General features: G+C 67.3%; 13 protein-coding genes. 7 read left to right on the top strand and 6 right to left on the bottom strand.

Features of this window, described 5'->3' with window-relative positions; translation table 11 throughout:
* The first annotated feature begins 129 nt into the window (after positions 1-129).
* The gene (locus tag ACIP6N_RS11795; RefSeq protein ID WP_401814838.1) at positions 130-1467 is read left to right on the top strand and encodes an MATE family efflux transporter; all 1338 of its coding nucleotides are present in this window, start codon (positions 130-132) and stop codon (positions 1465-1467) included.
* Positions 1468-1625: 158 nt separating this feature from the next.
* On the opposite strand, the gene rplI is transcribed toward ACIP6N_RS11795, so the two are convergent.
* The 4 genes from rplI to rpsF form a co-directional block, all read right to left on the bottom strand.
* Positions 1626-2072 (bottom strand): 50S ribosomal protein L9, encoded by a 447-nt coding sequence (gene rplI, locus ACIP6N_RS11790; protein WP_401814837.1) that lies wholly within the window; start codon positions 2070-2072, stop codon positions 1626-1628.
* Positions 2073-2090: 18 nt separating this feature from the next.
* A complete protein-coding gene (gene rpsR, locus ACIP6N_RS11785; RefSeq protein ID WP_003967857.1) occupies positions 2091-2327 on the bottom strand; it encodes a 30S ribosomal protein S18 in 237 nt (78 codons plus the stop codon).
* Between the two features lie 43 nt (positions 2328-2370).
* Positions 2371-2979: a single-stranded DNA-binding protein gene (locus tag ACIP6N_RS11780; protein ID WP_401814836.1), complete on the bottom strand. Its 609-nt coding sequence runs from the start codon at positions 2977-2979 to the stop codon at positions 2371-2373.
* Positions 2980-3053: 74 nt separating this feature from the next.
* Positions 3054-3344, bottom strand: coding sequence for a 30S ribosomal protein S6 (gene rpsF, locus ACIP6N_RS11775; RefSeq protein WP_401814834.1), 291 nt, complete (start codon positions 3342-3344; stop codon positions 3054-3056).
* Between the two features lie 284 nt (positions 3345-3628).
* On the opposite strand from rpsF, the gene ACIP6N_RS11770 reads away from it, so the two are divergent.
* The 3 genes from ACIP6N_RS11770 (at position 3629) to ACIP6N_RS11760 (ending at position 6298) form a co-directional block, all read left to right on the top strand.
* Positions 3629-3943, top strand: a complete 315-nt coding sequence (locus tag ACIP6N_RS11770) for a hypothetical protein (RefSeq protein ID WP_401814832.1) — start codon at positions 3629-3631, stop codon at positions 3941-3943.
* Between the two features lie 111 nt (positions 3944-4054).
* Positions 4055-5173 carry a lipid II:glycine glycyltransferase FemX gene (locus tag ACIP6N_RS11765; protein ID WP_401814831.1) on the top strand — a complete coding sequence of 373 codons (1119 nt, stop codon included), beginning with the start codon at positions 4055-4057 and terminating at the stop codon, positions 5171-5173.
* Between the two features lie 93 nt (positions 5174-5266).
* Positions 5267-6298, top strand: coding sequence for an alanine racemase (locus tag ACIP6N_RS11760; protein WP_401814829.1), 1032 nt, complete (start codon positions 5267-5269; stop codon positions 6296-6298).
* Between the two features lie 123 nt (positions 6299-6421).
* Here ACIP6N_RS11760 and ACIP6N_RS11755 read toward each other — a convergent pair whose 3' ends face one another.
* Together ACIP6N_RS11755 and ACIP6N_RS11750 are read right to left on the bottom strand one after the other, a co-directional pair.
* Positions 6422-7930, bottom strand: coding sequence for a glycosyltransferase family 87 protein (locus ACIP6N_RS11755; protein WP_401814827.1), 1509 nt, complete (start codon positions 7928-7930; stop codon positions 6422-6424).
* A 109-nt stretch (positions 7931-8039) separates the two neighbouring features.
* On the bottom strand, positions 8040-10721 hold the full coding sequence (locus tag ACIP6N_RS11750) for a transglycosylase domain-containing protein (RefSeq protein WP_401814825.1): 2682 nt from the start codon (positions 10719-10721) through the stop codon (positions 8040-8042).
* Positions 10722-11090: 369 nt separating this feature from the next.
* On the opposite strand from ACIP6N_RS11750, the gene ACIP6N_RS11745 reads away from it, so the two are divergent.
* From ACIP6N_RS11745 to ACIP6N_RS11735, 3 genes are all read left to right on the top strand, one after another.
* On the top strand, positions 11091-11807 hold the full coding sequence (locus ACIP6N_RS11745; protein WP_401814823.1) for a helix-turn-helix transcriptional regulator: 717 nt from the start codon (positions 11091-11093) through the stop codon (positions 11805-11807).
* A 53-nt stretch (positions 11808-11860) separates the two neighbouring features.
* Entirely contained in the window at positions 11861-12943 is a 1083-nt protein-coding gene (locus tag ACIP6N_RS11740; protein ID WP_401814822.1) for an inositol-3-phosphate synthase, read from the top strand.
* A gap of 95 nt (positions 12944-13038) precedes the next feature.
* On the top strand, positions 13039-14298 hold the full coding sequence (locus tag ACIP6N_RS11735; RefSeq protein ID WP_401814821.1) for an MFS transporter: 1260 nt from the start codon (positions 13039-13041) through the stop codon (positions 14296-14298).
* Positions 14299-14402: the final 104 nt, after the last annotated feature.

Here is a 14402-nt window from a genome sequence, read left to right as displayed (position 1 = left end):
GGGGAAGAAAAACTTTCCCGACCGGACCAAGATCAGAACAAACGGCACACAAAAGCACACTCCCTGTAGATACGGGTAAGGACTGGATACCCATTGCATCTCTTACCTGTGGAAGATTAGATTGAGTGCATGACACAGGCTCCCGCCGCTCGCAAACCCGGCCGACGACGGCACGACCGCGAGATCGTCGCGCTCGCCGTTCCCGCCTTCGGCGCGCTGGTCGCCGAGCCGCTCTTCGTGATGGTCGACAGCGCGATCGTCGGACATCTGGGCACCCGGCAACTCGCCGGCCTCGGCATCGCGGCAGCCCTGCTCACCACTGCGGTGAGCATCTTCGTCTTCCTCGCCTACGCCACAACCGCGGCCGTCGCCAGACGGGTCGGCTCAGGTGACCTCCAGGCCGCCATCCGGCAGGGCATGGACGGCATCTGGCTCGCGCTGCTCCTCGGCGCCGCCGTCATCGCCGTCACGCTGCCCGCCGCGCCCTGGCTGATCGGCCTGTTCGGCGCGTCGGACACGGCGGCTCCGTACGCCGTCACGTATCTGCGGATCTCCAGCCTCGGCATCCCGGCCATGCTTGTCGTCCTGGCCGCGACGGGAGTGCTGCGCGGCCTTCAGGACACCAGGACACCGCTGTACGTCGCCATCGGCGGTTTCGGCGCCAACGCGGTGCTGAACGTCGCGCTTGTCTACGGCGCCGGGCTCGGCATCGCCGGTTCCGCCTGGGGCACGGTGATCGCCCAGTGCGCGATGGCCGTCGTCTACCTGGTGGTCGTCGTACGGGGAGCCCGCCGGCACGGCGCCTCACTCCGCCCCGACGCCGCCGGGATACGGGCCAGCGCACAGGCCGGCGTGCCGCTGCTGATCCGTACGCTGTCCCTGCGCGCGGTTCTCATGATCGCCACGGCCGTCGCGGCACGTCTCGGCGATGCCGATATCGCCGCGCACCAGATCATCCTGTCTCTCTGGAGCCTGATGGCCTTCGCGCTCGATGCCATCGCCATCGCGGGCCAGGCGATCATCGGCCGTTATCTCGGGGCAGGCGATACGAAGGGCGCCCAGGAGGCCTGCCGCCGCATGGTGCAGTGGGGAGTCATGGCCGGGGTGCTGCTCGGCGCTCTGACCGTGCTCGCACGCCCGCTGTTCATTCCGCTGTTCACTGGTGACCAGGTCGTACGGGACACCCTGCTGCCGGCGCTGCTCGTGGTTGCCGTCTCTCAGCCGATATCGGGGATCGTCTTCATCCTGGACGGCGTCCTCATGGGTGCCGGGGACGGCCGCTACCTCGCCGGGGCGATGCTCGTCACGCTCGCGGTCTTCGCACCCGTCGCTCTGTTCATCCCGACGCTGGGCGGCGGATTGACCGCCCTGTGGTGGGCGATGGGGCTGATGATGGTGATCCGCATGCTTACGCTCTGGCTGCGGACCTCATCCGGTCGCTGGCTGGTCACGGGTGCCACACGCTGAAGCCCGGCATAGCGTCATGTTTCACGTGAAACATGGAACTCGCGTGTAGCCGGGAAACGCGCAAACAAACCGCATGGACTCATGCGAGCCGGAGAACAGCGAGAGGGCCGCATCCCTGACGGGATGCGGCCCTCTCCATGCTCTGTCGAGCACAGCGCTTACGCGGCGATGACCTCGATGCCGAGCTTCGCGGCGACCTCGGGGTGCAGACGCACGGACACCTGGTGCGCGCCCAGGGTCTTGATCGGCGAACCGAGCTCGATGCGGCGCTTGTCGACGTCCGGACCACCGGCGGACTTGATCGCCGAAGCGAGGTCGGCCGGGGTGACGGAGCCGAAGAGACGGCCGGCGTCGCCGGAGCGAACGGCCAGACGCACCTTCACGCCTTCGAGGCGGGCCTTGATCTCGTTGGCCTGCTCGATGGTGGCGATCTCGTGGATCTTGCGGGCGCGGCGGATCTGCGCCACGTCCTTCTCGCCGCCCTTGGTCCAGCGGATCGCGAAACCGCGCGGGACCAGGTAGTTGCGAGCGTAGCCGTCCTTGACGTCTACGACGTCGCCCGCGGCACCGAGGCCGGAGACCTCGTGGGTAAGGATGATCTTCATGATGTGGTCACCCTTTCCTTATCGCGCGGTGGACGTGTAGGGCAGCAGCGCCATCTCACGGCTGTTCTTCACAGCCGTGGCGACGTCACGCTGGTGCTGCGTGCAGTTGCCGGTGACGCGGCGGGCACGGATCTTGCCGCGGTCGGAAATGAACTTCCGCAGCATGTTCGTGTCCTTGTAGTCCACGTACTGGGTCTTGTCCTTGCAGAACGCGCAGACCTTTTTCTTAGGCTTGCGCACAGGCGGCTTCGCCATGGTGTCTCTCCTGTGTGATCAAGAAGTGGGGTGCGAGCCCGCCCTAGAAGGGAGGCTCGTCCGAGTAGCCGCCGCCGGAGCCGCCGGAGCTTCCGCCCCAGCCGCCCCCGTTGCCCCCGCCGCCCTGCGGCTGGCTGCCGCCTGCCGGTGCGCTGCTGGCCCACGGGTCGTCGGCGGGTGCTCCGCCGCCGCCCTGCTGGCCACCGCCGGAGCCGCCGCCCCAGCCACCGCCACCCTGCTGGCCGCCGCCACCGCCGTAGCCACCCTGGCCGCCCTGACCGCCGCGACCGGTGGTCTTCGTGACCTTGGCCGTGGCGTTCTTGAGGCTGGGGCCGACTTCTTCGACGTCCAGCTCGTAGACCGTGCGCTTGACGCCCTCGCGGTCGTCGTAGGACCGCTGCTTCAGCCGGCCCTGGACGACGACGCGCATGCCCCGCTGGAGCGACTCGGCGACATTCTCCGCCGCTTGGCGCCAGACCGAGCAGGTCAGGAACAGGCCGTCGCCGTCCTTCCACTCATTGGTCTGACGGTCGAAAATGCGGGGAGTGGACGCGACGCGGAACTTCGCGACCGCCGCACCGGACGGGGTGAAGCGCAGCTCGGGGTCGTCGACGAGATTGCCGACGACCGTGATGACGGTCTCGCCTGCCATGGGTGAACCTCTCGGCGGGGATTGCTTCTGGCTGCTTGCTGCTACTCGAACCCGATGAGCCCTGAGCTAGACGCTCAGTGGGTCTCGGGACGAAGGACCTTGGTCCGGAGGACCGACTCGTTCAGGTTCATCTGTCGGTCGAGCTCCTTGACGATCGCGGGCTCAGCCTGCAGATCGATGACCGAGTAGATGCCCTCGGGCTTCTTGTTGATCTCGTAGGAGAGACGACGACGGCCCCAGGTGTCGACCTTCTCGACCTTTCCGTTGCCCTCGCGGACGACGGAGAGGAAGTTCTCGATCAGCGGGGAGACTGCTCGCTCCTCGAGATCCGGGTCGAGGATGACCATCATTTCGTAGTGACGCATGTGAAACCCACCTCCTTTGGACTCAGCGGCCACGGTCGTTCCGTGGCAGGAGGGTCGTGATGCGTAAGCAACGGTATCGGCCGCCACTGACAATCCGGCTCGACGAGCCTGGGATCGTGATCGGCGGCCTGAGAACAGGCCTGGGCAGACACCGGTGCAGACGGTACAGACTACCCGCACACCGGCTTCCGGTTGAAATCCGGCCGCTGTCGGACGCACTCTGTACACATCGGGTGTGCGCGGCGCTACGAAGCGCCGCCTTCCAGCAAGCCAGGAGGTGCCAGATGGCACAGGCAATGCGACCGCACCAGACCGGCTCACTCTTCGCCACCGACGGCAAGGTCCATCCCCTCCAGGACTCCCTGGTGGTGGTGACCCTGCTGCTCGGCGCTCTCGCCGTGGTGGCGGCGTTCTTCAACAATCTGCATCTGCTCAGCTCATGGGCCGGGCTCGTGGGGATCTTCACCGGCGGTTTCGGCCACTACATCTCCATTACGACCCGCGAACGGTTCCTGATCATCATCGGTCTGGGAGCTTGCGCGGTGGGCTTCTTCATCGGTCTGGCCCATGGTGGTCCGTTCGGCGGGGTCATCGGCTGACCGGTCGCTCTGGCACACGGTCAGAGGGGCGCTCCACAGGCGCAGTAGGCTTCGGCGCGAGAGCCGGAGCCCCTGTATCGATGGGGACACACCTGCCGAGGAGCGCCCCGCATGAGCCTGACCCTGAGGACCATCAGCAGAGAGCAGCATCTGGCGTACATCCAGAGCCTGCCCGCGGCGAGTCATTGCCAGGTCCCGGCATGGGCTGATGTGAAGACCGAGTGGCGTTCTGAGAACCTGGGATGGTTCGACGAGAACGGCCAGTTGGTCGGCGCCGGTCTCGTGCTGTACCGACAGCTGCCCAAGATCAAGCGGTACCTCGCCTACCTTCCCGAGGGCCCGGTCATCAACTGGTACGCGCCCCACCTGGAGGACTGGCTCCAGCCGATGCTCGCCCACCTGAAGCATCAGGGCGCCTTCTCCGTGAAGATGGGGCCGCCGGTCGTCATCCGCCGCTGGAATTCGGCCGCCATCAAGTCCGGCATCCAGGATCCGGACGTGAAGCGGCTGCGTGACGTCGAGGCGTCGCACATCGAGCCCCGCGCGTTCGAGGTGTCCGACCGGCTGCGCAAGATGGGCTGGCAGCAGGGCGAGGACGGCGGTGCCGGTTTCGGCGACGTACAGCCGCGCTATGTCTTCCAGGTGCCGCTGGCGAATCGCTCGCTGGACGATGTCCTCAAGGGCTTCAACCAGCTGTGGCGGCGCAACATCAAGAAGGCCGAAAAGGCCGGCGTCGATGTCGTCCAGGGCGGTTATCAAGATCTTGAGGAATGGCAGCGGCTGTACGAGATCACCGCGGAGCGCGATCACTTCCGTCCGCGCCCGCTGTCGTACTTCCAGCGTATGTGGACCGTCCTCAACACCGAGGACCCCAACCGCATGCGGCTCTACTTCGCCCGTCACGAGGGTGAGAACGTCGCGGCGGCCACCATGCTGATCGTCGGAGGCCACGTCTGGTACTCGTACGGCGCATCCGCGAACCACAAGCGCGAGGTCAGGCCCTCGAACGCGATGCAGTGGCGGATGCTGCGGGACGCCTATGCGATGGGTGCGACGGTCTACGACCTGCGCGGTATCTCGGACTCTCTGGACGAGACCGATCACCTTTTCGGACTGATCCAGTTCAAGGTGGGCACCGGTGGAGAGGCCGTCGAATACATCGGCGAGTGGGACTTCCCCCTCAACAAGCTGCTCCACAAGGCGCTCGACATGTATATGTCGCGCCGATAATGAGCAGGCGTGACTTCCCGTAAGGCCGTCAAGGATCCCAAGACCATTCATACCTTTTCTACATCGCAGCCACGAGAAAGGTCCCGGACCGGCATGGCGCTCTCCCTGTACGTCGACACCGCGCGCTGGCGGGCTCACCAGAAGTCGGTCATCGAGCAGTTCCCGGGGCTCGTCCCGGTCTGCAAGGGCAACGGCTACGGCTTCGGCCATGAACGGCTCGCCGACGAGACCACCCGCTTCGGCTCCGACATGCTCGCCGTCGGCACCATCTACGAAGCGGCGCGGATCAAGGACTGGTTCAGCGGCGACCTCCTCGTCCTCACGCCCTTCCGCCGGGGCGAGGAGCCGGTGCCGCTGCCCGACCGGGTGGTGCGTTCCGTCTCGTCGGTCGACGGCGTGTACGCCCTGGTGGGCGCCCGTGTCGTGATCGAGTGCATGTCCTCCATGAAGCGCCACGGCGTCAAGGAGGAAGAACTCGGCCAGCTGCACGCGGCCATCGAGGACGTACGCCTGGAGGGCTTCGCCCTGCATCTGCCCCTCGACCGTACGGACGGCTCCGACGCGGTCGAGGAGGTCATCGCCTGGATGGACCGGCTGCGCGCGGCCCGTCTGCCGCTGCACACCATGTTCGTCAGCCATCTGCGCGCCGAGGAACTGGCCCGGCTGCGGCAGCAGTTCCCGCAGACCAACTTCCGCGCCCGGATCGGCACCCGGCTCTGGCTGGGGGACCACGACGCGACCGAGTACCGCGGCTCTGTCCTGGACGTCACGAGCGTCGTCAAGGGGGACCGGTTCGGTTACCGCCAGCAGAAGGCCGCTTCCGACGGCTGGCTGGTGGTCGTCGCCGGGGGCACGTCCCACGGAGTGGGACTGGAGGCGCCGAAGGCCCTGCACGGTGTGATGCCGCGGGCCAAGGGCGTCGCCCGGGCCGGGCTGGCCACCGTCAACCGCAACCTCTCGCCGTTCTTCTGGTCCGGCAAGCAGCGGTGGTTCGCCGAGCCGCCGCACATGCAGGTGTCGATCCTGTTCGTGCCCTCGGACGCCGAGGAGCCGAAGGTCGGCGACGAGCTGGTGGCCCTCCTGCGGCACACCACCACCCAGTTCGACCGCCTCGTCGACCGCTGAGCTGTCGGTGGTCCCTCACCGGCTCCCCGGACGTGCGGGGAGCCGGGGCCGGGCTTCGGGCCAATCGCGCCGCGAAAGAGCCTCAGAAGGCCGCTCAGCCCCCTCAGAAGGCCACTCGGCCCCTCAGGCGGCTCCCGGCGGCCTCATCCCCCACTCGACCCGCGGTCCCTCGACCGCCCTGGCCGGCTGCTGCTGTGCGCCGGCGGCGGCCTGTCCGAACACGAACACGTCCTGTGCCCCGTCCAGCACCCCTCCCGACGGGTCGTCGGAGCCGTCGGCCCTCACGCTGTCCCGCTCCGGCATCAGGATGTCCCGTACGACCAGGGCGCACAGGTACAGCGTTCCCAGCAGGTGCACGGCGATGGCGAGCTGGTACCCCTCGGCCGGCAGTCCCTTGTGGGCCTCGCCGCTCGTCGTGTAGGCGAGGTACATCCAGATGCCCAGGTAGTACACGACCTCGCAGGCCTGCCAGATCAGGAAGTCGCGCCAGCGCGGCCTGGCGAGCGCGGCCAGCGGGATCAGCCACAGTACGTACTGCGGTGAATAGACCTTGTTGGTGAGGATGAACGCGGCGACCACGAGCAGGGCGAGCTGTGCGAAGCGCGGCCTGCGCGGCGCCATCAGGGCCAGCACGCCGATACCCGCGCAGGCCAGGACCATCAGCAGCATGGCGTACGCGTTGACGCTGCTGACGTCCAGGGACCTGCCGGTGCGCTGCGTGATGATCAGCCAGAAGGAGCCGAAGTCGATTCCGCGCTCCTGGCTGAAGGTGTAGAACTTCTCCCACCCCTGGGGCGCGAGCAGCATCACCGGCAGGTTCACCACCAGCCAGGCACCGGCCGCGCCGAGCAGCGCCACCCCGTACGCCCGGAACTTTCCGGCGCGCCAGCACAGCACGAGCAGCGGGCCGAGCAACAGGACGGGGTAGAGCTTGGCCGCCGTCGCGAGTCCGATCAGGACACCGAAGGCGAGGGCCCTGCCACGCGACCACATCAGCATCGCCGCGGCGGTGAGGGCCACGGCCAGCAGGTCCCAGTTGATGGTGGCGGTGAGCGCGAAGGCGGGGGCGAGAGCGACCAGCAGGGCGTCCCAGGGGCGGCGGCGGTGGGTGCGGGCGGTGCAGACCGCGATGACCGCCGCGCAGATCATGAGCATGCCCGCGTTGACCATCCAGTACATCTGCTCGCGGTACTGCATCGATCCGCCGGGCGTGAGCCAGGAGGCGACCTCCATGAAGACGCCCGTCAGGACGGGGTACTCCAGGTAGTTCATGTCACCGGGCAGGCGGTCGAAGTACGGCACGAGGTTCGCGGCGAAACCGCGGCCTTCGAAGAGATGCGGAATGTCCGAGTAGCAGGCGTGGGTGTACTGGGAGCTGGCGCCCCGGAACCAGGCCCAGTCGTAACAGGGCATCTTCTGCGCCATGCCCAGCGCAAACATCCCGAGCGCCACCAGTGCGACGACCCGTACGGGCGTGAGCCAGTTGCTGCCGGACCAGGCCCAGCGTCCGACAGGACCGCCGATCAGCTCGCTGCCGGCCGCCGCGACGCGGTCCCGCCGGGTGGGCGGTACGGCCGACGGCGGTTCGGCCGGCGTGGCCTGGTGCGCGGTTGTCTCTTCTGGGCTCGGCATGCTGAACATCCTGCCGTACGCGGACGCGGCGAGGGCCGCCGCACCGTGACGTACAGCGTGTGTACGTCACGGACGCGACGGCCCTCGTGACCCTCGTGGCGGTGGGGGCTCAGCCCCCCGGGCCTCCGAAGATGCCCCCGCCTCCTCCGTTGTCCTGACCGCCGGTCTGTCCGGCGTTCTGGCCACCTGGCTGGCCGCCGTTCTGCCCGCCGCCGTTCTCGCCTCCCGGCGGTGTCGCGGGGTCGGTGACACCGCCGTCGGCACCCGCGTCGCCGCCGTTGGCACCGCCCTGATCCGCGCCGCCGTCGCCGCACCCGAAGAACTTCCCACAGGTCTCGGACGGGGAAGGCGCCGTCTCGGACGGCGTCTCGGACGGCGTCTCCGAAGGCGTCTCCGAAGGCGTCTCGGACGGCGTTTCCGTGGGCGTCGGGGTCGGGCTCTGGGCGCCGCCGCCGTACACGGCCTCACCGATGGGCTCGGGCTTCGGGAACGGCACGCTCGGCTGTCCCTTGAGCGCTTCCATCATGTAGTCGTGGAAGATCTCGGAGGGGAACGAGGCACCATGGATCGACTCCTGGCCGCCGGTCCCGTACATCTCGAGGAATTTCTTGACGTCCGCGCTGTCGTCCACCCGGAACATGTCGATCGCGGTCGACAGCTGCGGGGTGTAGCCCACGAACCAGGCCGACTTGTTCCCGTCGGTGGTACCGGTCTTGCCCGCGACCTGCCGCCCGGGAAGCGCCGCGTTCGTGCCGGTGCCCTTCTTGACGACGGTCTGCAGCACATCGGTGACGTTGTCCGCGACGTCCTCCGTGTACGCGATCTTCGTCTTCTCCTTGTGCTGGTAGACGGTCTCGCCACCGTGCTCGACAGCCTTGACCGAGTACGGATCACGCTGCTTGCCGCTGGCGGCGAACGTGGCGTAGGCGCCGGCCATACGGATCGCGCTCGGGTCGGAGATGCCGATTGAGAACGACGGCACGTTGGACTTGGAGAGGGAACCCTCCAGCAGACCGGCGTCGATGGCCGACTGCCTCACCTGAGGAATACCGATGTCCATGCCCAGCTGGACGAACGGGGAGTTGACGGAGAACTGCATGGCCTCACGCAGGTCGATGGGACCCCTGTTGTCCCCGCCGTCGTTGGTCTGCAGCCACTCCTTCCCTTCCTCGTTGGTCCAGATCGAGCCGTCGTATTTCTTGATCTTCAGCTTGTTCTTGCCGCTGTAGCGGCTCTTGTCCGGAGAGACGAGCGTGCGCTGGTCCTTACCCTGCTCCTCCGGCCCCTTGGGGTCCCGTACGCCGTCCCGCATCGCCGCGGCCAGCACGAACGGCTTGAAGGTCGATCCGACCTGCGCACCCGTCGTGTCGGCGTTGTTCGTGAAGTGCTTGGTGGCGTCCTGGCCACCGTAGATCGCGACGATCTTTCCGCTCGGCTCGACGGACGCGCCGCCGAACTGGACGTACTTGTCGGTCTCCGGGCGCTTCTTGGGGTCGATGTTCTCCTTGTAGACCTTGTCGACGGCGTTTTTCAGCTTCTCGACCTTCTTCTTGTTGAAGGTCGTGTGGATCTCGTAGCCGCCCTTGGAGAGGTCTTCCGCCTTGATGCCCTGATCGTTGTTGTTGATGAAGTACGCCTTGGCGAGGTCCACCAGGTAACCGACCTGCCCGCCCAGCTGGGCGTTCTTCTTCAGCCCGTCGGGCATGGGGAATCCGCCGGTCTTCGCCTTTGCGTACTCCGCACGCTGAGCGGCCGGAATGTCCGTGTTCGCGGCCATCGCCGTCAGGATGTCGTTCCAGCGGATCTTGGCCCGCGTGGTGTTGGCCTGCGGGGTGGCCTTCGCGTCGATCTCCGTCGAGCCCGCGGGGTCGTAGTACGTGGCGCCCTTCAGCAGCGCGGCGAGGAACGCGCACTGGCTCGGACTCAGATCCGCGGCGTTCTTGCCGTAGTACGTACGGGCAGCGGCCTGGATCCCGTAGGCACCGCGTCCGTAGTACGAGGTGTTCAGGTAGCCCGCCAGGATCTCCTTCTTGTCCAACTGCGTGCCGACCTTGATGGAGATGAACATCTCCTTGGCCTTACGGCTGATGGTCTGATCCTGGCTCAGATAGGTGTTCTTCACGTACTGCTGGGTGATGGTGGAACCACCCTGGGTGTTACCGCCCTTGGCCATGTTGACGACGGCGCGCGCGATGCCCATCGGGTCGATACCCGAGTCCGTGTAGAACGACTTGTTCTCGGCGGAGACGACCGCTTGCTGCATCGCCATCGGGATCTCGCCGATGCCGACGATCTGCCGGTTGACCTCACCACCGGTGGAGACCATCGGGGTGTCGTCGTCCCAGTAGAAGACGTTGTTCTGCGCCTGGGACAGCTCGTTCTCGTTCGGCACCTCGACGAGGGCGTACGCGATGGTGCTGGCGGCCATGACCGAGCCGATGAACGCGATACAGATCCCGCTGGCCAGCTTCCAGGACGGCATCCAGCGCCGCCAGCTGTACTTGTCGTGGCGCGGATAGTCGATCATCCGCTTCTTGCCCGGCGGCCCACCGCGACTGCGGTCCGGCCCGTCATGGCCACCGCCTCCGCGGCGGCCCCCGCGCTGGGCGGCACGTCTGGCCGCGGCACGTCCGCCGTAGGCGGGTTCCTCTTCGTGCGAACCAGGGGTTGAAGCCGAATCGGCTCCTCGGGAAGGGGCCGCGCGGCGGCCTGCTGGCTGCTGTGCTGCACGCCTGGCCGCGGCACGTCCGCCGCCCGGCTGCTGTGGCGGTTTGCGACGGTGCTCGCTCATCGAACGACTACTCCTCGGGCAGGCGCTTGCGCCTGGAAGCGGCAGGTGGGTTCCGGTCCCCCCGAAACGAAAGCGGCTCGGCCCGGTCTGGGGCTCGTCCGGCTTACATCCGGTAAGCCGACAGTCTTGACGCTCGCTGCCGGCTCCAGGTTCCCGGTGGTCTGCATGCCGCACAGACTACGCACGGTCAAAACCTACCTAGAGTGAAGTTCACCCCAAATCAGGCAAGTTACTTTCTGAGAATCACCGATGTGACGCCGTTCACCCTGCCCCCACTTGTCCCAACCACAACTCCCCTCTATCGTGCTGATGTATCGAGTCGATACATCAGCACGACATAAGAGTCCCGGACGGCGGAGGAGGCGAAGGATGAGCAGACGCTCGGGAATCCTTGAGTTCGCTGTCCTCGGTCTGCTCCGCGAATCTCCCATGCACGGCTATGAGCTGCGGAAACGGCTCAACACCTCGCTTGGGATCTTCCGGGCCTTCAGCTACGGGACGCTTTACCCCTGCCTCAAGACGCTGGTCGGCAACGGCTGGTTGATCGAGGAACCGGGCAATGCCTCGGAGGAAGCGCTGGCCGCTTCGCTCGCGGGACGGCGCGCCAAGATCGTCTACCGCTTGACCGGGGACGGTAAGGAGCACTTCGAAGAACTGCTCTCGCACACCGGTCCTGACGCCTGGGAGGACGAGCACTTCGCTGCTCGCTTCGCCTTCTTCGGGCAGACGGAGCGTGAGGTACGGATGCGCGTGCTGGAGGGCCGTCGCAGCCGGCTGGAGGAGCGTCTGGAGAAGATGCGCGCCTCCCTGGCCCGTACCCGTGAGCGCTTGGACGACTACACGCTTGAGCTGCAGCGGCACGGCATGGAGTCCGTGGAGCGCGAGGTGCGCTGGCTGAACGAGCTCATCGAGAGCGAGCGGGCGGGACGGGACCGGCGAAGGCCGGACCCGGAGAACCCCGCTGAGCACAACGGAACAACTGGAGAAACGGACGGCCTGCCCCGGCCCCGGGACACCGCGTCCACCGGGGGTTCGCTCCCGGGACGCCCGGTCCCGCCGGATCCGTCCGAAGACACCGCCAAGTGAGGTCCTGCGCTTCGCAGGGGCTCAACACTCAGATCACACAGGGAGCAACCGGAATGGGTTCGGTTCGCGTAGCCATCGTCGGCGTGGGCAACTGCGCCGCCTCGCTGGTCCAGGGCGTCGAGTACTACAAGGACGCCGACCCGGCGGGCAAGGTACCGGGTCTGATGCACGTCCAGTTCGGTGATTACCACGTCCGGGACATCGAGTTCGTGGCCGCCTTCGACGTGGACGCGAAGAAGGTCGGCCTGGACCTCGCGGACGCCATCGGCGCCAGCGAGAACAACACCATCAAGATCTGCGACGTGCCGAACAGCGGCGTCACCGTCCAGCGCGGCCACACCCTCGACGGTCTGGGCAAGTACTACCGCGAGACGATCGAGGAGTCCCCGGAGGCGCCGGCGGACATCGTCCAGACCCTCAGGGACAAGCAGGTCGACGTCCTCGTCTGCTACCTGCCCGTCGGTTCCGAGGACGCTGCGAAGTACTACGCGCAGTGCGCCATCGACGCCAAGGTCGCCTTCGTCAACGCCCTCCCGGTCTTCATCGCCGGTACGAAGGAGTGGGCGGACAAGTTCACCGAGGCGGGCGTCCCGATCGTCGGCGACGACATCAAGTCCCAGGTCGGCGCCACCATCACGCACCGTGTCATGGCGAAGCTCTTCGAGGACCGGGGCGTCGTCCTGGACCGCACGATGCAGCTGAACGTCGGCGGCAACATGGACTTCAAGAACATGCTCGAGCGCGACCGCCTTGAGTCCAAGAAGATCTCCAAGACGCAGGCGGTCACCTCGCAGATCCGCGACCGCGACCTGGGCTCCGACAACGTCCACATCGGCCCGTCGGACTACGTCGCGTGGCTCGACGACCGCAAGTGGGCGTACGTCCGCCTCGAGGGCCGCGCGTTCGGCGACGTCCCGCTGAACCTGGAGTACAAGCTCGAGGTCTGGGACTCCCCGAACTCCGCGGGTGTCATCATCGACGCCGTGCGTGCCGCGAAGATCGCCAAGGACCGCGGTATCGGCGGCCCCATCCTCTCCGCGTCCTCGTACTTCATGAAGTCCCCGCCGGTGCAGTACTTCGACGACGAGGCCCGCGACAACGTCGAGAAGTTCATCCGCGGCGAGGTCGACGGCTGAGGCCACGCCCCATCGCGCAGTAAGAAGGGTCCCCGGACAGTCCGTCGGGGACCCTTCCCCTTTCTCCGTCCGGCCCGTATGTGACGCTGGCCCCCATGCCCGTCGTACGCGACCTGTCCGTCCTTCTGCGCCTCAGCGACTTCCGCCGCCTGCTGGCCGTCCGTCTGCTCTCCCAGGCGGCCGACGGCGTCTTTCAGGTCGCGCTCGCGACGCACGTCGTCTTCTCACCCGAGAAACAGACCTCCCCCGGCGCGATCGCCTCGGCGATGGCCGTACTGCTGCTGCCGTATTCGCTGGTCGGGCCGTTCGCGGGCGTCCTGCTCGACCGCTGGCAGCGGCGCCAGGTCTTCCTGTACGGAAATCTGCTGCGGGCCCTGCTGGCGAGCTGCACGGCGCTGCTGATCCTGGCCACCGTGCCCGACTGGCTCTTCTATGTCTCCGCGCTGTCCGTGACGGCCGTCAACCGGTTCGTCCTCGCGGGGCTCTCCGCCGCTCTGCCGCATGTCGCCGACACCGAACAGCTGGTCCTCGCGAACTCCCTCTCGCCGACGGCGGGAACTCTCGCGGCGACCGCCGGCGGCGGCCTCGCCTTTGTCGTACGGCTGGGACTGTCGGACTCCGATGCCGCCGTGGTGCTGCTGGGCGCCGTGCTCTACCTCTGCGCCGCACTGGCCTCGCTCCGGATGGCACGCGGGCTCCTGGGGCCCGACCCGTCGATGGTCCAGCCGCGGCTGTCGGCGGCCCTGGCCTCCACGCTGCGCGGACTGACCGGCGGACTGCGGCATCTCGCGGAGCGACGGTCCGCCGCGCGTGCGCTGGCCGCCATGACGGTGATGCGCTTCTGCTACGGGGCGCTGACAGTGATGGTGCTGATGCTCTGCCGATACGCCTGGACACGGCACGACTCCGCGGGCCTCGCCCTGCTCGGTCTCGCGGTCGGCGTGTCCGGCGCGGGCTTCTTCCTGGCAGCCGTCCTCACCCCCTGGGCGGCTGGAAAGCTCGGGCCGTACGGATGGATGGCGGCGTGCGCCGGGGCCGCGACCGTCCTCGTACCTGCTCTGGGACTGCCGTTCCTGCCCGTACCCACCCTCATAGCCGCGTTCGCCCTCGGGCTGGTGACCCAGGGCGCGAAGATCGCCACGGACACGGTGGTGCAGACGGGCGTGGACGACGCGTACCGCGGCCGGGTCTTCTCCCTCTACGACGTACTGTTCAATGTCGCTTTCGTCGGCGCGGCTGCGATCGCCGCCCTGATGCTGCCGCCGGACGGCCGGTCGGCGCCGCTCGTGGTGACGGTTGCCGTGCTCTACGCGGGCGTGGCCGTGGCGGTAACCCGGTGGAGGCGAGCCGGCTGATCCGGTGCGATGTTTCACGTGAAACATCGCACGGAGGCGTCGCACAGAGACGTCGCACGGAGACATCATGGATGGCCAGGCACTCAAGCGGCCCGGCGCTCGGG

The organism is Streptomyces sp. NPDC088725 (assembly GCF_044751305.1).
Lineage (GTDB): Bacteria > Actinomycetota > Actinomycetes > Streptomycetales > Streptomycetaceae > Streptomyces.
Note: the sequence above shows the minus strand (reverse complement) of the source record. Positions and strands in the feature narration are given on the sequence as shown.